Raw genomic sequence first — 21,432 nt, 5'->3', positions numbered from 1 at the left:
GGGTTACGCATGATACGGAGAATTTTGAAAAACATAGATTTTACCATCCTGTTCGCTGTATTGGCATTGTCTGCTTTCGGTACGGTGATGGTATATAGTGCCAGTATGGTCAGTGGTGTCATGGTTTACGAAGTAACCCCTGATTACTTTTTCAACAGACAGTTGATGTCATGGGGACTTGGCCTGGTCGCCCTATTCCTTGGGATCATCTTCCCTTACAAAAACTATCGACGGTTATTCAAGCTGATTCTGCTTGGGACCGTCATCCTTCTGGCCGCGGTCTTTGTATTCGGACATACGTCCAACAATGCCCAATCATGGCTTCCGATTCCTGGTCTTGGAAAGTTCCAGCCGGCTGAATTGGCCAAGATGTCTCTGATCATTTACATGGCCACGATTTTTACGAAGAAGAGCGGGTATATTGAAGATTTCACGAGAGCGCTGCTGCCACCGATCATTTTGATGATGCTGGTTGTCGCGATGATCTTGAAGCAGCCGGATTTAGGGACAGCCCTGATTGCTCTTGCGGTATCCGGACTGATCATCATGTCCAGCGGATTAAAGAAGGTCCACCTCTTTTCCATGATCGGGATTGCCCTTGCCGGGGCGATCTTCATGTACAATTTCGGGCTCAGTGAAGAACAGCTTTCCCGTTTTGACGGAGCTTATCAACCGTTTGAATACGCGGATGATGCTGGGTACCAGCTGATCAACTCCTACCTTGCGATACATAATGGAGGGTTGTTCGGCACAGGACTTGGTGCTGGCGTCCAGAAACTCGGATACTTACCTGAAGCTCACACCGACTTCATCATGGCCGTCATTGCTGAAGAACTAGGCGTCATCGGTGTCACTGTGGTGTTGTTGTTACTTGGTTTGATCGTACTGCGTGGATTCTATGTCAGCATGGAGAGCCACGATACCTTCGGTCGTTTGCTTGCGATTGGTGTTTCCGGTTTGATCGGCATTCAGGCCATCATCAACCTGGGTGGTTTGACCGGTCTTCTACCTCTGACCGGAGTTCCACTTCCATTCGTCAGTTATGGAGGAACGTCATTGCTCATGATGATGTTCTCTGCGGGGATTCTCATCAATATCCATGCGATTTCAAAAATTAAAAAAGGGCAGGAACAGAAAGCAGCTGCCTAAGCGAAAAACGTCACCAATGTATGGTGGCGTTTTTTTGTTTGGTTATGGTGCTTATCTCGAGGAATAGTTGGATCGCGCGAAAGAGAGGGTGAATCGCGCGAAAGAGAGGGCGAGTCGCGCCAAAGGGGGGGGAATCGCGCCAAAGAGAGGGCGAGTCGCGCCAAAGGAGGGGAGAATCGCGCCAAAGAGAGGGCGAGTCGCGCCAAAGAGGGTGCGGGTCGCACCAAAGAGGGGACGAGTCGCGCCAAAGGAGGGGAGAATCGCGCCAAAGGAGGGGCGAAACGCGCGAAAGAGAGGGCGAATCGCGCCAAAGGAGGGGCGAAACGCGCGAAAGAGAGGGCGAATCGCGCGAAAGAGAGGACGAGTCGCGCCAAAGAGAGGGCGAGTCGCGCCAAAGAGGATGTGAGCCGCGCAAAAGAAAGGCGGAATATACTAACTAGCAACTGGATTTACTAGAATAGGAAAAGATAATAGAGGGAAAATTCAAAAAAGATGAAACGTAACCGCATGCTCATTCGTTAGTATAGTAACCGGTGAGGGCAACACTGCCTAAAGAATTTGGAAGAACCGTAAAAGATGACGGATTGGTTTTTCACTGTAAAAGGAGGGAGAGGTGCTTATGGAGATCTTGATCTTTCTCGTGCTTTTCACTCCATTCTTACTTATTGGATATTTTGCCTACAAATCTTCTGGTTATCAGAAGGGCAATATTGTCATGCATTTGGATGAATGGTACAAAGATCATACGAACTATGTGAAGGCTATTGAGTTGGAATTGAAAAATCAAGGAAGAAAAGTGACGAGCGTTGGAAAATACACATTTAAGATTGATGGGAAAACATATACGCTGCACCCACAGATTGTCACTAATTCTCGTGTTCCGACTCAACGAACAGTTCTAATACCTGAAAAATGATTAACCTCACTTTGTTGTAGTGAAAGTTTTTATAAGAGGTTGGATATTAAGGAGGGACCTTATGAATTTCATCAATTTGATCATGGCTATCGCGATGATTGTGGCTCCAGCCATGTTTCTAATTTACTGGGGGAAATCAGGCTTCGATTTTGGTGGGAGAAAAGATGAAGATTAGGCGGGGCTTTTCTCCATATTTACGCAGCGTTTTACTTTTACCATCATAGAAATCAAACAATAAGGAGGTGAGTCATGAAGATACGGAAAGCTGAACGGGCGGATGTTCCGACCATCGCAAAAATTCATGTGGATGCCTGGATCGAGACTTATCGAGGACTGGTCCCAGACACTTACTTGGATCGTCTGACCTATAAAAAAAGAGAAGCTCTTTGGACGGAGAACATCCAATCTTCAAACATCATCTTAGCGGAAGATGAGGAAGGGACCGCCGGCTTTGCTACATGGCACTATTCCTCAACTTACGGAATTTACGATGCCGAATTGAGTTCATTATACATACGGCAAAGGTTTCAGCGCCGCGGGGCAGGAAAAGCTTTGCTCTCTTTCATCCTTCATGATTTGCAGGAAAAGGGTCACCAAAAGATGAGGGTCAAAGTATTATCAGTAAATCCTGCCTGTCGGTTTTATGAAGCGATGGGCGGTGAAAGAGTGGAAGAGGTTACGATCACCATTGATGGAAAAAGGCTTAAGGAAACGATTTACTTGTGGACTTTAACAGAAGAGAGTATGTCTTGATCGTTCGGATGGATTCATAAGGTTGATAAGAAAAGGGCCCTGAGTAATCACTCAGGGCCCTTTCTTTGAATGTTCCATGACCAGCACCTTGGCTCAACTTGAAGATCCTAGAGTATGAATGCAATTTTTCATAGAAAAATGAAAATGTAAACGTTTAGAAATTCATCGAAACAGGTATGGATTCTGTACGAATACGATGTGTATGGACGTTCACAATAAGTGTTTCAGCCCCGTAATGGCTTACATAGTTGGAAGAGTACATCGGCACCTGAGCGTGTTCCTGAGTGACACAAGTTCCGTCGCATTTTAATCAAGGAAGGGAGAATGATGAAATTGAAAAAAAGAATGATCCTATATATTCCGTTAACCGTACTTGTGATTCTCTTCACTTGGGGAATGGTGGAGCCCTATACGATAGATGTAGAAGAAGAAGAGGCTGTGATTCCTAATCTCCCTGAAGAATGGGAAGATAGAAAGATCATAGCGATCGGTGATTTTCAAGTAGGGATGTGGCTGGATAACGATGGACAGATTGAAGATGTGGTGGACCGCATCATAGATCGATCACCGGATGCAGTCGTTCTCCTCGGAGACTATGTCTATCAATCCGTGAATGACCACCAGAATGAAATGGAAAAAGTTCAATCCTATTTAAAGCCTTTAACAGAGGAAGGCATTCCTGTCTATGCCGTGCTCGGAAACCATGACTACAACATGAGCAGCCGTAAGGTAGACCCGAGCGAAGAGACAGCTGAACGAGTGAGAAGAAAACTGAAGGACATTGATATTGAAATTCTTCACAATCGTTCTGTAGCTCTCGAAAATGAGAGGGCAGATGAACCTCTTTATCTGACAGGAATCGGAGCTCGGTGGCCGGAAAAGGATGAGATTTCCCGCGCGTTTGAAAATATAGAAGAAGAGGATGCGCGTTTCGTCATGATGCACAATCCTGAATCGTTTGATGAAATTCCAGAGGGAGCTGCATCCACCGCGGTCGCCGGTCACACGCATGGCGGGCAAATACGGATCCCGTTTACCCCGCACTGGTCATGGAAAGATCTTGTTGCTAAAGGGAAGGCCCGTGTAGATGGGTGGACGAAAGAAGAATACGGCAATGACGAAAACAGCCTGTATGTCAACCGTGGCATCGGCTTAAGTATGATTCCGGTAAGGGTGAACAATCCACCGGAAATCACAGAATTCCAATTAACCGGGGCAGAAGAATAAAGAAGAATTTCGATGGAAGATTCCAAGTAATCACTTAAATCTATGTATATTTTATGGAATTCTCCACTTTGGATTACAATAATTTTATTATGTAAACATAAAATCAAAAGAAAAGCGGTACTACGCGATGAGTACCGCTTTTTTCATATTTTCAACGGATGACAATATGAATCTCATCCATATCTAACGTTTTCGCATCATTTTGCAGGACTAGTTTAGTTTGAAGGATATAGGTCGTCTCCGGATCATCCAAATCCAGTGTCTCTGGTAAAATGAAATGAAACGGATATTCACTTTCTTCTTTTGGATCAAGTTCACGGTTCATGAGAACGGTGGTGATCGGCTGTAAGAGGCTCGGTTTGTTTCCTGGACTTTTCTTCATTAAGTCACATTCCAGCCGTTGAATGATCTGCTGATTCGATCCACCGATCAAATGGAAGGATCCGGTCACTTTTTCTCCGGGAGCATATTCTGTCTTGGGTAGTACCAAGTCGACCTTGGGCAGGCCTGGTCCGAACCAGTTGATCAGCTTCGCTAACATGATCAAAGCCTCCTTATCTCCATCGTTCAAGATTATGGGAACCTCAAAGCTTGAACTCTATTGATTCGATATATTTGTATCATATTCGACCTTGTACATCCCGTCAATATTTTTTCGAAAATTCAGCAACTGATTATAAATCGCTTCCATAAAGGTTAATCTTGGAAAAAATCTATGGTAAAGTTATCTAGGAGGAGTGAGATGGATGGTCTCATCCATGTGATTCAATACTACGTATCTAATAAAAAACACTCGTTTATACGACATTCATACAAAAGGAATAGGATGAGACAGCATCCAAACGTTCGGCGGGAGGCGTGAAGTACCCAGTCGCTGCCGTCAACCATACACCTTTCGTAGGCTTACCTGCACACAGGTATGATTACAGTGAGGTATTCAAATTTTATGTAAGAAAAGTTGATCGTCACAAAGCGGAAGAAGCAATTCATAGATAGGAGAAAAGTAGAATGGCAAAAAAAGATTGGTCCGGTATTTTATTTTTTATCAGTGGCGTCATTCTTTACGGTTTTACAGCGGTGGGGGCGGTAATTCATCTGTCCTTTATCGAGAGCTGGAACAATCCGCCGGGGATGTATTGGAGTGCGGTGCTGCAGGGGGCCTCATGTTTCCGATGATTCTCAGTTGGATTCTCATGGTCCTCGGCATCCTCTTTATGTTCTCAAAAGAATTGAAGAAGGCGTACCAACGGTTGAGCAATTAAAAAGAGCCGGGAGCGAGTCCCGGCCTGCTTTTATTTGAAAATGCCGAACGGTTTTCCGATGGGCAGCGTGACTTTTCCAAAATGGACATTCAAGACGCTGGCGGCTGATCCGTAAAAGCTCATGATCGCAATCATTAATTCAGCTACGGCAGCTATCATATGCGTCGTGTGCGGCGCAATTCCGAGTGTAGACAGGGAAAGGCCGATGAACAGGAAGTCGATCAATACAAAAATGATGAACAACACTTTGTTCGCTTCCATGGCGCCGATCGTCATGAATAAAGAAAAAATCAGGTAACCGACATAGGCGATCCCTAATTGATGCGGGTCGACCGCCTGGGCGGCTGCTTCTCCGAAGACACCAAAGTTGATGAGCCAGGACGTTCCGACTCCGAACCAGAAGAGTCCGAAAGCAGCAAATGCCGTCGTCCCGAACGTGTTGTTATGTTTCGCATCCTGAATGGCTGCGAACAGCTGGGCAAGCCCGCCGAGGAAAATCGCCCAAGGCAGAACGAAAGATACCCCGTCCGTCCATCCAAGCTTAGCTGAAGATGCCACAAGTGTAACCATAGCGAGTCCAAAAAGTCCGATCGCGGAAGGGTCTGCGGTGGTCATTTGTACCCGTTGCGTCGTTGTTGATTGATTCATAGATGATCCCTCCTAAAAAACATACTTGTTCAATTTACATAAAAAATAGAGGCCATGCAATGAGTTTTTTCATGTAAGCGAAACTTTCATAGATTTCAAAGCCTAGAGAGGAAGTGGAAGATGTTCCAGCATGTCATTACAGATGAAAAGGAGCTTCGCGAAATGACAGGCGAACCCAGTGAACTGGTGAACAATAAGGTGATTCACCACGTGGATGAAAATGCCCGGCAGTTCATTAGACAATCGCCGTTCCTATTGCTTGCGACTTCCGATTCGGAAGGGAATGCTGACGTGTCTCCCCGGGGAGATGAGAAAGGTTTCGTTCACATCCTGAATGAAAACTACTTGATTATTCCTGAGAGGCCGGGGAACAAGCGTGTGGATTCGATGAGGAATCTGCTATCCAACCCTCATGCAGGCTTGATCTTTTTCATCCCAGGCGTTGAAGAAACGTTGAGGGTGAATGGACGGGCGCGCATCATCGCTGATAAAGATCTCCTTGACAAAATGGCTTACAGGGGAAAAGTTCCTTCCCTCGGCATTGCCGTTGAAGTCCAGGAATGCTTCATCCATTGTGCCAAAGCATTCAAACGATCCGGAATATGGAAGCCTGACACATGGCTTCCAAAAGAAGAGCGGCCATCTGCTGCGAAGATGCTGGCGGAACACGCCAGACTTCCGGACTTGGATGAGGCGGCGGTCACGGAGCGTTTGAAGGAAAGTTACACAAAACGACTGTATTGAGAGGTGTCAGGAACATGGATTTTCAAGAATTAAAAACCGATCGCCTGAAGCTCGTGGAAATCACGGACGAATATATTGATCCGTACTATGCCATCATGTCGAAAGATGAGGTCACCAAGTACTATGGAATGCCTTCTCTCACAGAACGGGAGCAGGCAGAAAACATCGTCCGTTCGTTCCGGGACAATTTTGCAGTGAAGAAGAGCATCCGCTGGGGAATCATTTGGAAAGAGTCAGAGGCATTCATCGGAACCGTCGGTTTGAACAATTGGAGTCTCTACAGCCGAAAGGCAGAAGTGGGTTATGAACTCGACCCTTCCTTTTGGAGGAAAGGGATCACATCAGAAGCCGTATCGGCCGTTATCGAATATGCGTTTCATGAGTTGGGGCTTTACCGTTTAGGTGCGGTGACTTTTCCTCAAAATGATGCCTCATCAGGATTGCTGCGGAGACTGGGATTTAGAGAAGAAGGGTTGCTGAGAGGGTATCTCTTCCAAAATGATCAGAATCATGATGCACTCATGTTTTCCCGTTTGCGGCATGAGTTCCTAAAGGAAGAATCCTGATGGAAATCAATCGTTTCTTCCTGATGTTCGCAACGACGATGATGCTGATTTTTGGAGGCGTTTTCTCTATCCGTTACCTTCGTAATGGAGAGTTCCTCACCGCTCATCTCCTGAGCGCGCTGGCAGGTTTCCTTATCCTGATCATCGCTTTGATTTGGAGGCAGAAGCATAAAGGGAGAGGATGAATACATATGTGGAAATTTCTTTTTGGTTAGTAGGGATTGGTGTAGTCATCGGCGGTGGGTATTTTGTTGGGATCATCACATCGGATGACCCTTCCTATCAGATCATGATTCAGGAAGAGGGAGGAGACACTCAGCCTCCCAATGGGGCGGTTCTGACAGAGGTCGACCAGCCTGCAAAGATGGATACCATGCTTGCCATTCTTCTCGGAAAACAGCCTGCCGATGGGGTGAGTGTCAAGGAAAATGAACCGGATGCCTCTCTGAAACTGATGAGCCCCAAAAGGTCGGTCGGATTGACGGATCTCAGAATATGGTTCACAGAAGACGGGGCAGTATTGGCAGAAAGACAAAGCGATACATGGGAGGATCCCGGCTTTTTCACGATTTCGGAAAGGGATGCATCTTATATCCAATCTGTAATTGCAGAGGAGGATGAGTAGCGTGGAGGTGGAAAAACTTCGCGGACCGATTTATTTTGTCGGTATCTGTATCCTGTTCGCCGGCTGTGCCGCTTCAAGCGGAAATAACAGCCCTGTCATTCAACAACAGGATCATTCCTATGAACTGGAGGAGATCCAGCAGGAACTTCAGATGCTGAGGCAGGAAGTCGAGATCTTGAATGAACAGCTTTCGGATGATGACACTACGGAACGTACGGGTACGAAGCGAACCTATTAATCATGGAGGGATATGTCATGAAGGATGGATTCAAGCACTATTTCTGGAAGCGGTTCTGGTTGATTTTCGTTCCGCTTTATCTGATGGCGATTGGAAATGAAAGCTATATTGTCTCGAATTCTTTTTCTGAATTCGAGGACTATGCTTCGTTTCTTTATTTCCTGGTTTTCTATTTCATCGGTTATGGAGCCATTACCGCGGGGATCCTTCACCTTTTTTGGAGAGCAGGAAGGAATTTGGGGGTCCTGAATCGTGAAGAAAAGTTTAGAGAGTAAATTTTTCCGGTTATTTACAGGGGAAGGAACGGCTCTCGCTTTGTTCCTTCTGATGTATACGTTTATGTTGGATAAAATAAATGTCATGCAACCCTTCCTTTTTTCTCCTTTGTCAATCTTCTGCTTTTTCCTCCTGGAATGGGTTTTATGTCAGGGAACGGTGTACTGGTTTCTTAAGTGGAGGAGAATATCTCTTAAGAAAAAGTCAAGGCTTGAGGGATTACAGTATCGGTGGTTCGATTGGTTGAAAAAGAGTAATCTTCTCCTGCTTTCTATTGCGGGAGGATTCCTGATATACCAATGGGTGTTCTCAAGCACAGGTAATTGGTGGGCCTTGTTCCTTTTGATTTTTGCTGGAGGGGAACATGTGAATTATTACCATATCCGTTTATCTTACCAGACACAAGAAGAGTGGAGGGATTGGAAAAGGAGAGGGTGGCAGCGCTCTTTACTTGCTCGCGAATTGAGTAAGCATAAAAGGAGACCCAGCTCCACTCATGCACGTTTTTAACCATGCAATAAATGAGTCCCATTCATATCCTTGAGAGCTTGAATGAAAAGAAGGGGGATGACAGGGTGTACTTTCCACCTATGGAAACAGAACGTCTCCATTTAGTCCATGTGAGTCAGAAGCATACGAACTTCATATTGAATCATTTCAGCAACAGCAAAGTCTGTGAGTTTTTATATGATGAAGAAGACTTGGAGAATTACGACCAGGCTCTGGCATTAGTCCAATGGTTCTCTAATCCTGAAGAAAAAGGGTACAACCGCTGGGTCCTCGAGAGTAAAGAAAAGGGCGGAATACCTCTCGGGACCTGTGGTTTCCATTTATGGGACAGGCAGAATCGAATGGCGGAAATCGGATATGATCTCTATCCCGACTATTGGGGCAAAGGACTGATGAAAGAGGCTCTTGTGGCCTGTATCAACAGCGGCTTTCAAAACATGAATCTGAACCGAATCCACGCTTATGTAGCGGTTGAGAATCAACGTTCCTCTGATCTGTTGAACCGTTTAGGGTTTACGTGCGAAGGTGTGTTCCGGGATAAACATTATTATCAAGGCAGATATTATGACCATTATACGTATTCACTGCTCCGTAGAGAATGGTAAACCTATGATGATGTAAAAGCACAGATGGAAAAGGGGGAGAAAGCTTACCCCTTTACAAAATTCATGTCCTGTTATAAGATGTAATTCGTAATCGTTACTATTAATTGAGTTGGGATTCGTTCTTTAGAAAAGGAGCGTCCTATTTTTTTACGTGTTTTTAAATCGTAATAATTACTATTTATTGAAAGGAATGAAGATATGGCTAAAAAGTCAAAAGTAGCAAAAGAGAAGAAACGCCAGGCGTTGGTTCAAAAATATGCAGCACTGCGTAAAGAGTTGAAGGAAAAAGGCGACTACGAAGCGTTAAGGAAACTACCCAGAGATTCCTCGCCCACCCGTCTGACCGGACGCTGTGAAGTCACCGGAAGGCCGCGAGGGTACATGCGCAAATTCAAAATGTCCCGCATAGCCTTTCGAGACTACGCCCACAAAGGCCAAATCCCAGGCGTGAAAAAATCCAGTTGGTAATACTCAAAAGCGGAGAGGCCTTGCTCAGCCCCGACAAGCATAAGAGGTTTAGCGGAGTGAAGTGCTCTTTCTTCGCGCAGCTGAAACACTTATGACCTCGAGGGGCTAGGCCTCGGAGCTGGACGTGGTGAAGTGTGGAGACACCCTGATAGACGCGACAAGCATAAGCAAAATCACGTCGTGGCGTTCTTTGCCACAGAGGGAGGTTGCTTATGTCTCGAGCATCTGGGTGTCGGAACCGGATCATACTCAAAAGCAGAGAGGCCTTGTTCAGCCCCGACAAGCATCAGAGGTCCAGTGGAGCTTTTTTCTCCGCTGCCTTACATAAAAAGAAAGAGGGGGTGGCTCGTTGTATAAATGGGTCATCATCGGTGGAGGCATCCAAGGGTGTACGGTTGCCTCCTACCTTATACATTCAAAAAAAGCAGATACTTCGAGCTTGAAAGTGATCGATCCACACGAGGGACCCCTTCACAGGTGGAAGACGCTCACCCGGCGCGTAGGGATGAAATATCTGCGTTCTACCTCCGTTCATCATATGGATCCTGATCCTCACTGCCTCCGGAAATTCGGAAGAAAAGAAGGGTATGCTCAACCGTTCATTGGAAGATATGATCGTCCAAGGCTTGATTTGTTCAACGATTATCACGAGGAACTTTTCCATCAATATAAATGGAACGACTTTTGGATACAGGCGACAGTGAAGGGATTAGAAAGAACAGCAGGCGGATGGGAGATCGAGACAGATCGCCACTCCATTGCTGCTGAACGGGTGGTCGTTGCCATCGGGGTCAATGACCGTCCTCATTTTCCAGAATGGGCAGACCCGTCCGATGAGCGGATGTGTCACTTGTTTTCTTCTCCAGAAACCAGGAAGAGTGGATCATTGGTCATCGTCGGTGGAGGGATATCCGCCGCTCACTTGGCCAACACGTATGCGATGGAGGGCGAGAGGGATGTGACGCTTCTGAAGAGACACCCGTTCAGGATCAATGATTTTGATAGTGATCCTGGCTGGTTGGGACCGAAATACATGAATGGGTTTCATAAAGTGACGTGTTATGAAAAGAGGCGTGAAATAATTAAAGCGGCGCGTCACCGGGGGTCCATAACAAATGGCCTTTCTGTAAAGCTGAAGCGGCATGAACGCCAGGGGAGATTGAAAATCATCACAGACCAGGTCGAAGCTGCTAATTACGATAAGGATCACATCCATCTGCATTTGAAAAATCATAAAGGAATAGAGGCGCAAACCGTGCTGCTTGCTACAGGTGCTGAACATTGTGTTCCAGGATGGGAGTGGCTCGATCGTGTTAGTGTATCTTGCGCACTTCCAACAGCTCCCTGTGGCTTTCCAGTCGTGAATGCCCGCCTGGAGTGGGGACCTGGTTTGTATGTCGCGGGAGCGCTTGCGGAACTAGAAATCGGCCCTTCTGCGAGAAATATTGCTGGAGCAAGAAGAGCGGCAGAAAGAATTGCGGCCATTTAGGAGGAAAACAGATGAACGGAAAAATACCAGTCACCGTGTTGAGTGGATACTTAGGTTCTGGAAAGACGACATTACTCAATCACCTTCTTCATAATAAAGAAGATCGGAAAATCGCAGTGATCGTCAATGATATGAGTGAAGTGAACATTGATGCATCCATGGTCAAACAAGGAGGATTCTCTCGAACGGAGGAGAAACTCGTAGAGCTTCAAAACGGTTGTATTTGCTGTACGTTAAGAGAAGACCTGATCAAAGAGGTCGAGAAATTATCAGACATGGATATTGATCATATCGTCATCGAATCGACCGGCATTTCTGAACCGATTCCCGTCGCTCAAAGTTTCACGTATATTGATGAGGAGCTCGGTATCAATCTCAGTGAAACGTGTCGTTTGGATACGATGGTGACCGTCGTCGATGCTCATCGCTTTTGGGACGATTACGCTTCGGGAGAATCGTTACTGGACAGGGAAGAAGGCGCGGATGAAACCGATGAGCGGGAAGTGATCGACCTTTTGATTGATCAAATTGAATTCGCCAATGTGTTGGTCTTGAATAAGATCGACCTGGTGGATGAAATCGATCGTAAAGAACTGAAGGCTGTCCTTCAGCAACTGAACCCTGAAGCAAAAATCATGGAAACTTCTTTCAGTGAGGTCCCACTGCAAGAAGTATTGGACACGTCGTTGTTCGACTTTGAGAAAGCGAGTCAGGGAGCAGGCTGGATCAAAGAACTGAACAATGAACACGTTCCGGAAACAGAGGAATATGGCATTGGCTCTTTCGTTTATCGTAAGAAAAGACCTTTCCACCCGGAACGTTTCATGCACTGGCTTGAGAACTGGCCCCCGGGCGTCGTTCGGGCGAAAGGATTCTTCTGGCTCGCGACAAGGAATGATGATGCCGGGCTGCTCTCTCAAGCGGGATCATCGTTAATGATTCAGGGGGCAGGAAATTGGATCGCCACCTTTTCTGAAGAGGAGAGGGCGGAGCTGCTTGAAGAAGACCCGCAGCTGAAAGAAACATGGGACGCCCGTTACGGCGATCGTCAGACAGAGCTTGTGTTCATTGGGATCGATATGGACCGTGAAGATATCATACGAACATTGGATCGTTGTTTGTTGACAGAGGAAGAAATGGACATGACCTGGTCTCGTTTTCATGATCCGTTGCCATCGTTCGCAGCAGTAGAATAACGACCATAAAAGAGTAGGGACCCCCCTGATCAAAGGGTCCCTACTTTTTACATACAGCGACACCTAAAGGATAATAGACGCCTTCACGTGGAGGCTCAATAGTGACGCCACGCTGATTATAGATTTCTTTTTCAGAAAAGTCTTCGAACAATTCCTCGAATTCCTCCGGGGTCAGTTGAAAGTAATGGAAAGGCTGACCGCATTCATAATCCCTTCCTTCGCCGAATGGAGTGGACAGAATAAGCATGCCGCCTGGCTTCAATAAATCGTACATACGCTGGACGAACAAACGGTCATTCTTGACGTGTTCGATCGTTTCAAAACTGAGAATCGTATCAAAGGTCCCGATCTCCTCTGGCAGAGAAGCATCCATCGCATCTCCCTGCTTGAAGGTGAGCAAAGGGTGATAGTAGTTGTGAACCGCGTATTGCAAGGTTTCCTCACAAATATCCATGCCTATGATTTCATCGATCTTCTCTTTTGTATCTTTCGCTATTTTGAGACTTCCATAGCCGGTCCCGCATGCCAGGTCCAATACCCTCCCATGGACATAGGGGGTGGAAAAGACGTACCGTGCAATGTGCTCAAGAAGCATGTTATTCATCGGGTCCATTTCTTTCGGTATGACCCGTTCGCCCGTATCTTCTAGCATATCAAGTTCACCGCTTTGTCTGATTTTTCTTACTATGGATCAGTATAACATAGTCCGGTTTTACAAATGGATGACCGTACGTATTGAAGAAGGCAGCATTTAGGAGGCGCTGCCCTTGGTTTGCTGCTGACTCTTGAGATGGCGGATAGTCTTCAGCAAATCCGCAGCACAGGCCCTGCCGAAGGGGCCGGTTTGTTTTTGTTGATATAGCAGTTCTCCCTCGTGGTTGATCAGGAAGCAGGCCGGTTCCCCGAATGAACGGATCCCTTCATTGGAAATTTCTCGATGTTGAGTATATACGCCGAATGCTTCGTTGATCGATAGAAATTCATCGGCTAAAAGCGGGAACGTGAAATTTTCTTTGTCCGCCATACGTTTCAACCCCGCAGTATTTTCTGCGGCAATCGCCATGACGGTGACATGCTCCTTGGAAAAGTCGCGGAGGTGATCCTCGATCTGCTTTAAAAAGCGGACGCATTCCGGTGACCATGATCCTTGGAAGAAAACAATCAAATGCCAACTTTTCTCATGAATCTCCTGGTGGGATTCTAACAAAAACTGTTCTCCGGTTACCGTAGGCAAGATAAAGTTCGGAACACGATCGCCGAGCCTGAACTCAGACATAACGGCTCCTCCTTTCCTGATGGTTCTTCTTCAAGTTAATCCTGAGGCTTGTTGTTTGTGACTTATATTTTCTTGAACGCTTTCATTATACGGTTGAATCTCTTGTGAAAATGGCTTTCTCCTTTAGATTAACCAAATTTTAAGATAATTATAATAATTGCTGGGTATCTATGAAACTTTTTCCTGTTTACGACCGTATACACAGGAGAAGAGGAAATAGAAGAGAGGGTTACAAGATGAATAGGGAAAGAGAGTTATATGAGGAAGCCAAAGCACTTGTGGAACATAGATATCCAAGCGGTTGGGGAGGAGCAGCAGCGATCCGGATCGAGGATGGCACCATCCTGACGAGCATCGCGCCAGATGTCATCAATGATGCTGTGAATCTCTGCATGGAGACAGGGGGGATTCTCGAAGCCCATAAGCGGAACCAACGGGTTACGCATTCCCTGTGCATCGCGAGAGACGATGAACGCTCTTCCTATAAAGTGTTGTCGCCTTGCGGGGTTTGTCAGGAGCGGTTGTTTTTCTGGGGCGATGATGTGAAAGTCGCTGTGACTCATCCCGGCGATCAGCTGGTGTTCAAGACACTTGCGGAAGTTCAGCCTCATCACTGGTCAAGAGCTTATGAGGAAGAAAATGAAACATCTACTGAGTGAACGAGAGTTGCAGCTGTTGAAGAATTGGACCGGTAAATCCATTCAGGTGCTGCAGTCGGATTTCTTCCAAATGAATAGACAAGATTTTAAGAATGGAGTTTTTTCTACTAGTGAAACACTAGTCATCAATACCACACCGGCCCATTACCTCGTTTTTGAACTGAACACGGATGTAGGCCCTGATTTTGAGGATGTCTACGAAATAACCATCCATGAAAAGCAGACACCAAGCCCGCTTCCCTATGAGGAAGTGGGCGGGTTGGCTCATGCCACGCGTTCTTCAGGCTTATCGTTATTCCGTACGATTGAAAGGGTCGACGTTTATCAAAAATGCATAGGAACTTTTTATTACGATCATGCCCTGGTGTTTTCTATCGGTAATGGGGATCAGTTCTGCCTCTCTGGAGACGGTCACATGTTTTGGGTCAGTTTTAATCAGAACCGGATAGATGAAAAGGTGGCTGGTTGTTCCATTCGCTGGAGAAGTGGAAAATGACATCCGAACATTTTCTATGTGTGGAAGAATGGTTGGTTTGAAGCTATCCTTACCATCAATGTGGGAGTGTGATTTTTCATGAATGGCATCAATAAGCACGTCGTTCCATCCTTGAAATATGGTGTGGGGGCATTGATGGTGTTTTTGTATGTCAATCTCCTCAGTGTGCTGGCAGCAATGATCTGGCCGGACCTCACTTTTGATTTTTCGTTATCCTTTCTGGATCACTCGCTGTACTACTTGTCTATCAAAGATACAGGTTTCCAGTGGAGCGGATCTTTTATTGTATTCGTACTCATTTTCGGGATAGGTCTTCTCGTCTACCTCATCAAGGAGAAAGTGACGAAGCAGCGGAGGTGATTCTATGGGGATGTTGATTTCTTTAATGATCATCGGGATTCTGATTGGGCTTGGATTCAGGTTCGGCATATTGTCTGTCAAACGAATGAAAGGTGGATTTAAAGGGTTGATTGCTCCCGATTCCTCTTCCATCACCTGCCACCATTGCGGGGAAAAGCTGAAAAGGGGAAAAGGCCAGACCGTCTGCCCTAACTGTTATCGACCATTATAATTTGTTCTTTGTTTTCTAATACTTTTATTATTACTTTTATTCGCAGGTTTTTGCGCGTTTTATTAGCAACTTTGTGCCATGGAGCGAATGAGAGTTGCGAACGGAAGAAATCGTGCCTCAAGCATCGGAATCGATGATCAGGATGATGATTCTTAACAAAGTGAATCTAAATTCCTAGTATTTTTTAACAAATGATGACAATAAACCCATGTCAGTATTTTCAATTTATTCCATACATGGTACGCTTTTAGTAACAATACATACGGAGAGCGCGGACGTTGTGTGCTCGAATTTACAGAAAGGTGAGACATCGTGAAGAAATTACTTGTCGTTCTTTTACTCTTAGTCGTAGGATGCAGTGTCGCTGGAAAAGATGTAAGTGCGTTCCAAGGTCAAGTGACAGCAGTCAAAGTCGGCGGTTTAGAAGTCGAATGCTCCTCGGCCGTGCACAAGGGAGAAGTGGCGGACTCGGAAGAAGGATGGCCCTGCCTCGTTCTCGTTCCTCCTGATACCCCGGTCCATACGGATAATGGAGAGGATCTGAAAATGGAGACGTTCAGAGAACAAGCGAGAGAGGAAAAACTGCTCAAAATCCGGGTGACGCTCAGTGAAAGTACAGAGATCAATGAAGATCCAGAAAGCAGGAAAGTGACAGCCAAGCAAATCACGGTCCTTGAATAACAGACATACATATAGTTGAGGTGTTGTGATGAGAAGACTTTTGTTTCATCTGGGATTTGCTGTCTTTTTGATAGCCGCGATGATGGGGATGTTGAGTATCCGTGGAGGACTCGCTGACCAGGCGGAGATGGAATTCAATGTCCTGCCACTGATGATCTTCGATTTGATCTTCCCGGTTGTTTTTGGGATGTTGTTTGCTCTTCCTTTTCTATGGCGCAGATCTAGAGAAGCCCGGCTGAAAGGTTTTGCGTGGCAGGAGTTCATCGGAATCGGTATTCCAAGTCTCTTTGTTTCCGTTTCGCACTGGTTGTATTACACGAACTTTCCACTGAATCCGGTGACGAAATTTTTTGCGATGCATGCGATTCAGGGACCCATCCTTTTTGGATTCATTTTTGGCTTTACCCTGATTCATTCGATTAGAAAAAGGGAACGTGCCTTATGAAAAGGATTTTAGTTTCGGGGATGGTTGTCATTGTGCTCCTTTCCGCCTGTTCTCCAGGAACAGGGGAAGGAGGGCTGCTGGACAGAAGGCAGGTGCTCAGCATGAATCCTGATGCGGATTTCGTGGAATTGGAGAACGGAAATGTCTATACCCATGGAGCGGAATGGATCAGCGAGAAGCATCTGACCAAAGGTGAAGAAGTCGCCATTGTTGAAAAGGGCATGGCGAGCGATCTCCCCCCAGGAACGATCCTATATGAATCGAAAGAAATCCCGGCCATATTGATCGCTGAATACGACGGAATCACGAAACGTTATCATCTGGCTATGGGAGAATAGAAGGAGGAGAAACGATGTCTATGGAAGAAAAAGTGGCACTTGTGACAGGCGGCTCTAAAGGTCTTGGAAAGGAAATCGCCTATAACCTGGCGGCCTCTGGTGTCACGGTGATCATCAATTATAATCGTGATCAGGAATCGGCCGATGAGGTCGTTCACCATATCCGGGAAAATGGAGGACAAGCGCACGCGGTCCAGGCAAATGTGACGGAAGAGGAAGAAGTGGAGCGTCTTGTGCGGGAGGCGGAACAACAAGCAGGACGTCCCGTTACGATCATCGTCAACAACGCCACAGGTCCTCAGCCCGAATATTCCCTTGAAGATGTGACCTGGGAGGATTATCTCGATCAGCTACGCTTTACAACGAAGGCTCCGTTACTCCTTACAAAAGCTATCCTGCCTTCGATGAAGGAGGAAAAGTGGGGACGGATCATCAATATTGGGAGTGAAGTCGTAGAACTCGGTAATGCCCATTTTTCCAATTATGTAACGGCGAAGTCAGCCGTTGTCGGCATGACGCGTTCGTGGGCCAGTGAACTCGGCGAACACGGCATCACAGTGAATGCGGTTCACCCTGGTTTTACTCCTGTTGAACGGCATGGAGAGGTATCGGAAGAAACAAAATCTTCTTATCTGAGTGATGTTCCTCTGAAAAGAATGGGGGAACCGAAAGATATCGCCAATGCCGTACGGTTCTTAAGCAGTGAGGATTCGTCCTTCATTACAGGACAGAACATCAGCGTCAACGGAGGGAAAACATTTTAGAGGGGTGTGTGAGTAGGATGAATCGAGAGACGATGACACGGACAAGCAAGTGGATCAAAAGGAACGCACGGCCTTTGGAGGCAGCTCGATGGCATGCCATGATGGAAGGCGGTTTGAAGAGTGAGGTCATTCATTACATACGCGCTTTCCAAAACGAGGATGGAGGTTTCGGCCATGGCATTGAACCGGACTTTTGGCTGCCGGAATCCTCTCCGATGGCGACATGGGCCGCCGGACAGTACTTGTACGAACTGGATGTCGCTTCTAAAGAACGTGTCGTCCTTGATATGCTCTCCTACCTGCTTGATACGTACGATGAAGAGACAGGCATGTGGCCTTCGGTTCTTCCTGAACACAATCATCACCCTCATGCCCCGTGGTGGCATTGGAAAGAAGGCGTCCAGCAAAATTGGATGTTCAACCCCGGCGCAGAACTGGCTGGTTTTCTCATTCACTGGTCGTATGAAGACAGTGAAGGGGCGACAACGGGTTGGGCGAGTGTAGAAAAAGCCGTCGCCCATTTGATGGCTGTCGATTTGATGGACTTTCACGAAGTCAATTGTTTTCAAAAATTGATGAATGTCCTGTTCCGTCATAAGGACATGGTCGCTGTCCATACCCCGTTTTCATTCGAAGAAGTGAATGCAAAAACTGTGCTTCTTGCAGAACGGTGCATAGAGAAAGACCCAGAGAGTTGGGGCAGCAGCTACAAACCGCTTCCGCTCGATCTCATCCATTCACCAAAACATATCCTTGCTGAAAAGCATCCGGGACTGTTGAAAGAAAATCTGGATTTCTATTTGGAAACAATGAATGAGGATGGTGTCTGGGATCTGACGTGGGATTGGGGAGATGGATCTGAAGCTTTCGCCGTCAGCAAAAGGCAGTGGCAGGGAATCCTCGCTGTGGATCGCTATCAGAAATTGAAGGCTTTCAATCGTCTGCCGGATTAACACCGTACCCTGTTCTTTAGGGGTACGTACATAATGGATACAAGGAGAAAAGTCATGAGAATCATAGACTTGAAACACATATCCACCCGGGACAAGGTGGATTTTTTTCATACCCATCGGGGTGGCACAAAGATGGTCATCTCGAGCGGGGTTTATGAATGCCCGGAGCTTAGCGGATTTGCCGCCTTGGAAGATCAAGAGATCATAGGGTTGATCACTTATGTGAAGAAGGAGGGGGCATGTGAAATCATCTCCCTCGACAGTTTAATAGAAAAAAAGGGGATCGGAACATCGCTCATCGATAAGGTGGAAGAGGAAGCCGCACGTCTGGGATGCCGTTCGTTGTCTGTCATTACGACGAATGACAACATACAAGCTCTCGCTTTCTATCAAAAACGCGGGTTCCGTATCATGGAGATCTTTCATGATGCGGTTCAGCGAGCAAGGGATGTGAAACCCGAAATCCCCGCCATCGGTGATCATGGCATCCCGATCGTGGATGAACTTTTATTGAAAAAGGAGATTTGATGAGATGCGTAAGTGGCATGTCGTGGGTTCGTTTCTTGTTATGGCCGGACCCGTGCTCATCCTCTCCGGGGTGAAGAATACGTGGCTCATCCTCTTCCTGATGGTGCCGGGAGTGCTGACTCTCATGATCCATGCTCTACTAGAGAAAAACGAGAAGAGCTTACGGTGTCGGCTTGGCCTTCATACCTATGAACGCGTCCGTTGGAATGAGGATGGACCCGGGGAAATCATCGAATGTCAGCGGTGTGAAAAGAGAAAAGAAGTGATGAGAGGCTTTTAATGGGTAAAGAACTAGGGGGAGCGAAAATGAGTCTATTGAAACTGGTTGAACCTGCCATAGAACTGGAAGAATCGTATCTTTGTTTTTATAAAGAATGGAAAGATAGTGGAGAAGCCATGATTCCATGGGTGATTGCGAAAGACCCCTCGGACTTCCCAGCTATGGTTGAGAATTTACATAAGGAAGCGAAAGGGATCGACCTGCCTGAAGGATTTGTTCCTGGGTCCACTTACTGGCTCGTCGATCAAGTGAATCGGGTGATCGGTGCCGTGAATATCCGCCATGCATTGACAGAACCGTTGCGGAATGCTGGCGGGCACATCGGCTATGGCATCCGTCCATCGGAACGAAGAAAAGGATATGCGACGGAATTGTTACGTTTATCCCTGCTGAAATCCAAAGAGCTTGGCATTACGAATACTCTTGTCGTCTGCGATGAAATCAACACGGGCTCCATGAAAACGATTTTGAACAATGGAGGTCAGGAAGATGAAGATTTTATTGAAGAGGACGGGAATGTGGTCAAGAGGTATTGGATTGAAACGTGAAGTTGACCTGGAGGGGAAGCCCTCTATCTAACGTCTCTTGATTGCCGTGGCCATACATAAAATGAACCGAAGGACTGTGAGCTTCCAGAACTTCTTTCCATGGGTGTTTCCATATTAATTGTGAGGGAAGGCTTCGAATGAATTAAAGAAACTTCAAAAGTGAATGAAGGAGTTCAATTTAAGAGTGAATTATTGCAATTTGTACCCATAATTGAACTATTTTTAATTGAAATGGCGAAGAAGGAATACGGAGGATAGTTGGTATTTTTATGGTGAAATGAGCTGAAAATCGTTATTCAAGTAACGAGGCAGTTTAGTTAAACAAGACTTTTTGTTTTTTTACAATATAATAGGTTTAAAAATCGTTGGAGGTTTTGTTTTGGATAGTAACAAGTTTTCATCAGTTGGACATAAAAATCATTCTTTTTATAATCCAATCTCCCCGTCAAAATTGGATGAAGTGATAAAACTACTTTCTTTGACAGAGAAAGACAAAGTAATCGACGTTGGTGCTGGAAAAGGTGAACTTCTACTGCGAATTAGTGAAAATTATAATTCTCATTGTACCGCTATCGAACAATTTGGGGATTTTACAGAACAATTAAAGGAGAATGCGAAGAATAGAGGGGTTTTAAATAACATCACGGTCATCAAGGAAGATGCCAATTCAGCTTTGAAGACATTGGATAATGAATTTAACTTGGGAATATGTATCGGGTCTTCCCATGCATTAGGTGGCTATCGAAACACCATAGAATCCTTGAAAAAGATGGTGGCAAAAGGCGGTTATATTCTTTTAGGTGAACTTTATTGGAGAAAAAAACCGGATGAAGAATATCTAACCGAATTTGGTGTAGAAGAAAACGAGATCTTGTATCACCCACAAAATATATTTACAGCTGAGGAGTATGCTCTAATCCCTTTATGGTCTACCGTTGCCAATGAAGATGATTTTGATGCCTATGAATGGTTGTATTCAAAATCGATTGAGGATTATTGCTATGATAACCCTGAAGACCCTGATTGTTCGGCAATGTTGAAGAGAATTAGGAATTGGAGAACCATGTATTTAAAATGGGGTAGAGAAACCCTTGGATTTGGTATCTATCTTTTTAGGAATGTTTAGGTTTCAACGTTTACGAACTAAGATATATTTCAATGATAACATTGTGAGAAACTGCCTTTAAGCTACATACGGGTGCTTTGTTTGAAGACGAAAGA

The 21,432-nt window shown here is 45.8% G+C and carries 33 protein-coding genes; 29 read left to right on the top strand and 4 right to left on the bottom strand.

Going from position 1 to position 21,432, the window contains the following annotated elements; all coding sequences use genetic code 11:
* Positions 1-9: 9 nt before the first annotated feature.
* From VKA52_RS14440 to VKA52_RS14425, 4 genes are all read left to right on the top strand, one after another.
* Positions 10-1,149, top strand: a complete 1,140-nt coding sequence (locus VKA52_RS14440) for an FtsW/RodA/SpoVE family cell cycle protein (protein WP_160914453.1) — start codon at positions 10-12, stop codon at positions 1,147-1,149.
* A gap of 619 nt (positions 1,150-1,768) precedes the next feature.
* Complete coding sequence (locus tag VKA52_RS14435) at positions 1,769-2,065, top strand: hypothetical protein (RefSeq protein WP_326316178.1); 297 nt, start codon at positions 1,769-1,771, stop codon at positions 2,063-2,065.
* 249 nt (positions 2,066-2,314) lie between these two features.
* Positions 2,315-2,818, top strand: coding sequence for a GNAT family N-acetyltransferase (locus tag VKA52_RS14430; protein ID WP_326316177.1), 504 nt, complete (start codon positions 2,315-2,317; stop codon positions 2,816-2,818).
* A gap of 327 nt (positions 2,819-3,145) precedes the next feature.
* Entirely contained in the window at positions 3,146-4,045 is a 900-nt protein-coding gene (locus VKA52_RS14425) for a metallophosphoesterase (protein WP_326316176.1), read from the top strand.
* Positions 4,046-4,196: 151 nt separating this feature from the next.
* Here the strand turns inward: VKA52_RS14425 and VKA52_RS14420 are convergent, their stop codons facing one another.
* Positions 4,197-4,586, bottom strand: coding sequence for a sporulation protein (locus VKA52_RS14420; RefSeq protein ID WP_326316175.1), 390 nt, complete (start codon positions 4,584-4,586; stop codon positions 4,197-4,199).
* 317 nt (positions 4,587-4,903) lie between these two features.
* Between VKA52_RS14420 and VKA52_RS14415 the strand changes: the two genes are divergently transcribed.
* Both VKA52_RS14415 and VKA52_RS14410 read left to right on the top strand, forming a co-directional pair.
* Positions 4,904-5,041 carry a hypothetical protein gene (locus tag VKA52_RS14415; protein WP_326316174.1) on the top strand — a complete coding sequence of 46 codons (138 nt, stop codon included), beginning with the start codon at positions 4,904-4,906 and terminating at the stop codon, positions 5,039-5,041.
* 12 nt (positions 5,042-5,053) lie between these two features.
* The gene (locus tag VKA52_RS14410) at positions 5,054-5,221 is read left to right on the top strand and encodes a hypothetical protein (protein WP_326316173.1); all 168 of its coding nucleotides are present in this window, start codon (positions 5,054-5,056) and stop codon (positions 5,219-5,221) included.
* A gap of 116 nt (positions 5,222-5,337) precedes the next feature.
* On the opposite strand, the gene VKA52_RS14405 is transcribed toward VKA52_RS14410, so the two are convergent.
* Positions 5,338-5,955 carry an acetate uptake transporter gene (locus tag VKA52_RS14405; RefSeq protein WP_326316172.1) on the bottom strand — a complete coding sequence of 206 codons (618 nt, stop codon included), beginning with the start codon at positions 5,953-5,955 and terminating at the stop codon, positions 5,338-5,340.
* Between the two features lie 120 nt (positions 5,956-6,075).
* Here VKA52_RS14405 and VKA52_RS14400 point away from each other — a divergent pair, with 120 nt between their 5' ends.
* The 10 genes from VKA52_RS14400 to VKA52_RS14355 all read left to right on the top strand — a co-directional run bounded on the left by VKA52_RS14400 (position 6,076) and on the right by VKA52_RS14355 (position 12,672).
* Positions 6,076-6,699, top strand: a complete 624-nt coding sequence (locus VKA52_RS14400; RefSeq protein ID WP_326316171.1) for a pyridoxamine 5'-phosphate oxidase family protein — start codon at positions 6,076-6,078, stop codon at positions 6,697-6,699.
* A gap of 14 nt (positions 6,700-6,713) precedes the next feature.
* The gene (locus VKA52_RS14395) at positions 6,714-7,265 is read left to right on the top strand and encodes a GNAT family N-acetyltransferase (protein WP_326316170.1); all 552 of its coding nucleotides are present in this window, start codon (positions 6,714-6,716) and stop codon (positions 7,263-7,265) included.
* On the top strand, positions 7,265-7,450 hold the full coding sequence (locus tag VKA52_RS14390; protein ID WP_160914471.1) for a hypothetical protein: 186 nt from the start codon (positions 7,265-7,267) through the stop codon (positions 7,448-7,450). The genes VKA52_RS14395 and VKA52_RS14390 overlap by 1 nt, the downstream gene beginning before the upstream one ends.
* Positions 7,447-7,890, top strand: a complete 444-nt coding sequence (locus tag VKA52_RS14385; RefSeq protein WP_326316169.1) for a hypothetical protein — start codon at positions 7,447-7,449, stop codon at positions 7,888-7,890. Before VKA52_RS14390 ends, VKA52_RS14385 begins: the two co-directional genes overlap by 4 nt.
* Position 7,891: 1 nt before the next feature.
* The gene (locus VKA52_RS14380) at positions 7,892-8,128 is read left to right on the top strand and encodes a hypothetical protein (protein ID WP_326316168.1); all 237 of its coding nucleotides are present in this window, start codon (positions 7,892-7,894) and stop codon (positions 8,126-8,128) included.
* 17 nt (positions 8,129-8,145) lie between these two features.
* Positions 8,146-8,403 (top strand): hypothetical protein, encoded by a 258-nt coding sequence (locus tag VKA52_RS14375; RefSeq protein ID WP_326316167.1) that lies wholly within the window; start codon positions 8,146-8,148, stop codon positions 8,401-8,403.
* Between the two features lie 591 nt (positions 8,404-8,994).
* On the top strand, positions 8,995-9,519 hold the full coding sequence (locus VKA52_RS14370; RefSeq protein WP_326316166.1) for a GNAT family N-acetyltransferase: 525 nt from the start codon (positions 8,995-8,997) through the stop codon (positions 9,517-9,519).
* 198 nt (positions 9,520-9,717) lie between these two features.
* The gene (rpsN, locus tag VKA52_RS14365) at positions 9,718-9,987 is read left to right on the top strand and encodes a 30S ribosomal protein S14 (RefSeq protein ID WP_160914481.1); all 270 of its coding nucleotides are present in this window, start codon (positions 9,718-9,720) and stop codon (positions 9,985-9,987) included.
* Positions 9,988-10,336: 349 nt separating this feature from the next.
* Complete coding sequence (locus VKA52_RS14360) at positions 10,337-11,476, top strand: FAD/NAD(P)-binding protein (protein WP_326316165.1); 1,140 nt, start codon at positions 10,337-10,339, stop codon at positions 11,474-11,476.
* Positions 11,477-11,487: 11 nt separating this feature from the next.
* Entirely contained in the window at positions 11,488-12,672 is a 1,185-nt protein-coding gene (locus VKA52_RS14355; protein ID WP_326316164.1) for a GTP-binding protein, read from the top strand.
* Positions 12,673-12,712: 40 nt separating this feature from the next.
* On the opposite strand, the gene VKA52_RS14350 is transcribed toward VKA52_RS14355, so the two are convergent.
* Both VKA52_RS14350 and VKA52_RS14345 read right to left on the bottom strand, forming a co-directional pair.
* Positions 12,713-13,324 carry a class I SAM-dependent methyltransferase gene (locus VKA52_RS14350; protein ID WP_326316163.1) on the bottom strand — a complete coding sequence of 204 codons (612 nt, stop codon included), beginning with the start codon at positions 13,322-13,324 and terminating at the stop codon, positions 12,713-12,715.
* 99 nt (positions 13,325-13,423) lie between these two features.
* Entirely contained in the window at positions 13,424-13,948 is a 525-nt protein-coding gene (locus VKA52_RS14345) for a peroxiredoxin family protein (protein WP_326316162.1), read from the bottom strand.
* Positions 13,949-14,184: 236 nt separating this feature from the next.
* Between VKA52_RS14345 and VKA52_RS14340 the strand changes: the two genes are divergently transcribed.
* The 13 genes from VKA52_RS14340 to VKA52_RS14280 all read left to right on the top strand — a co-directional run bounded on the left by VKA52_RS14340 (position 14,185) and on the right by VKA52_RS14280 (position 21,337).
* Positions 14,185-14,607 carry a cytidine deaminase gene (locus VKA52_RS14340; protein ID WP_326316161.1) on the top strand — a complete coding sequence of 141 codons (423 nt, stop codon included), beginning with the start codon at positions 14,185-14,187 and terminating at the stop codon, positions 14,605-14,607.
* On the top strand, positions 14,588-15,103 hold the full coding sequence (locus VKA52_RS14335; protein ID WP_326316160.1) for a hypothetical protein: 516 nt from the start codon (positions 14,588-14,590) through the stop codon (positions 15,101-15,103). The genes VKA52_RS14340 and VKA52_RS14335 overlap by 20 nt, the downstream gene beginning before the upstream one ends.
* A 78-nt stretch (positions 15,104-15,181) precedes the next feature.
* Positions 15,182-15,463 (top strand): hypothetical protein, encoded by a 282-nt coding sequence (locus VKA52_RS14330; protein WP_326316159.1) that lies wholly within the window; start codon positions 15,182-15,184, stop codon positions 15,461-15,463.
* A 4-nt stretch (positions 15,464-15,467) separates the two neighbouring features.
* Complete coding sequence (locus VKA52_RS14325) at positions 15,468-15,674, top strand: hypothetical protein (RefSeq protein ID WP_326316158.1); 207 nt, start codon at positions 15,468-15,470, stop codon at positions 15,672-15,674.
* Between the two features lie 312 nt (positions 15,675-15,986).
* The gene (locus VKA52_RS14320) at positions 15,987-16,355 is read left to right on the top strand and encodes a hypothetical protein (RefSeq protein WP_160914499.1); all 369 of its coding nucleotides are present in this window, start codon (positions 15,987-15,989) and stop codon (positions 16,353-16,355) included.
* Between the two features lie 28 nt (positions 16,356-16,383).
* Positions 16,384-16,800 (top strand): hypothetical protein, encoded by a 417-nt coding sequence (locus tag VKA52_RS14315; RefSeq protein WP_326316157.1) that lies wholly within the window; start codon positions 16,384-16,386, stop codon positions 16,798-16,800.
* Complete coding sequence (locus VKA52_RS14310; protein ID WP_326316156.1) at positions 16,797-17,138, top strand: hypothetical protein; 342 nt, start codon at positions 16,797-16,799, stop codon at positions 17,136-17,138. The genes VKA52_RS14315 and VKA52_RS14310 overlap by 4 nt, the downstream gene beginning before the upstream one ends.
* Before the next feature lie 14 nt (positions 17,139-17,152).
* Complete coding sequence (locus VKA52_RS14305) at positions 17,153-17,902, top strand: SDR family NAD(P)-dependent oxidoreductase (protein ID WP_326316155.1); 750 nt, start codon at positions 17,153-17,155, stop codon at positions 17,900-17,902.
* A 17-nt stretch (positions 17,903-17,919) separates the two neighbouring features.
* Complete coding sequence (locus VKA52_RS14300; protein WP_326316154.1) at positions 17,920-18,855, top strand: hypothetical protein; 936 nt, start codon at positions 17,920-17,922, stop codon at positions 18,853-18,855.
* Positions 18,856-18,909: 54 nt separating this feature from the next.
* Positions 18,910-19,383, top strand: coding sequence for a GNAT family N-acetyltransferase (locus tag VKA52_RS14295; RefSeq protein ID WP_326316153.1), 474 nt, complete (start codon positions 18,910-18,912; stop codon positions 19,381-19,383).
* Between the two features lie 4 nt (positions 19,384-19,387).
* Entirely contained in the window at positions 19,388-19,663 is a 276-nt protein-coding gene (locus VKA52_RS14290) for a hypothetical protein (protein WP_326316152.1), read from the top strand.
* A gap of 26 nt (positions 19,664-19,689) precedes the next feature.
* Positions 19,690-20,211, top strand: coding sequence for a GNAT family N-acetyltransferase (locus VKA52_RS14285; RefSeq protein WP_326316151.1), 522 nt, complete (start codon positions 19,690-19,692; stop codon positions 20,209-20,211).
* Positions 20,212-20,590: 379 nt separating this feature from the next.
* Positions 20,591-21,337, top strand: a complete 747-nt coding sequence (locus VKA52_RS14280; RefSeq protein WP_326316150.1) for an SAM-dependent methyltransferase — start codon at positions 20,591-20,593, stop codon at positions 21,335-21,337.
* Positions 21,338-21,432: the final 95 nt, after the last annotated feature.

Origin of the sequence: Halobacillus sp. HZG1 (assembly GCF_035818575.1) — a bacterium.
GTDB classification, from domain to species: domain Bacteria; phylum Bacillota; class Bacilli; order Bacillales; family Halobacillaceae; genus Halobacillus; species Halobacillus litoralis.
The sequence above is the reverse complement of the archived record's forward strand: the minus strand, read 5'-3'. Positions and strand labels throughout refer to the sequence as shown.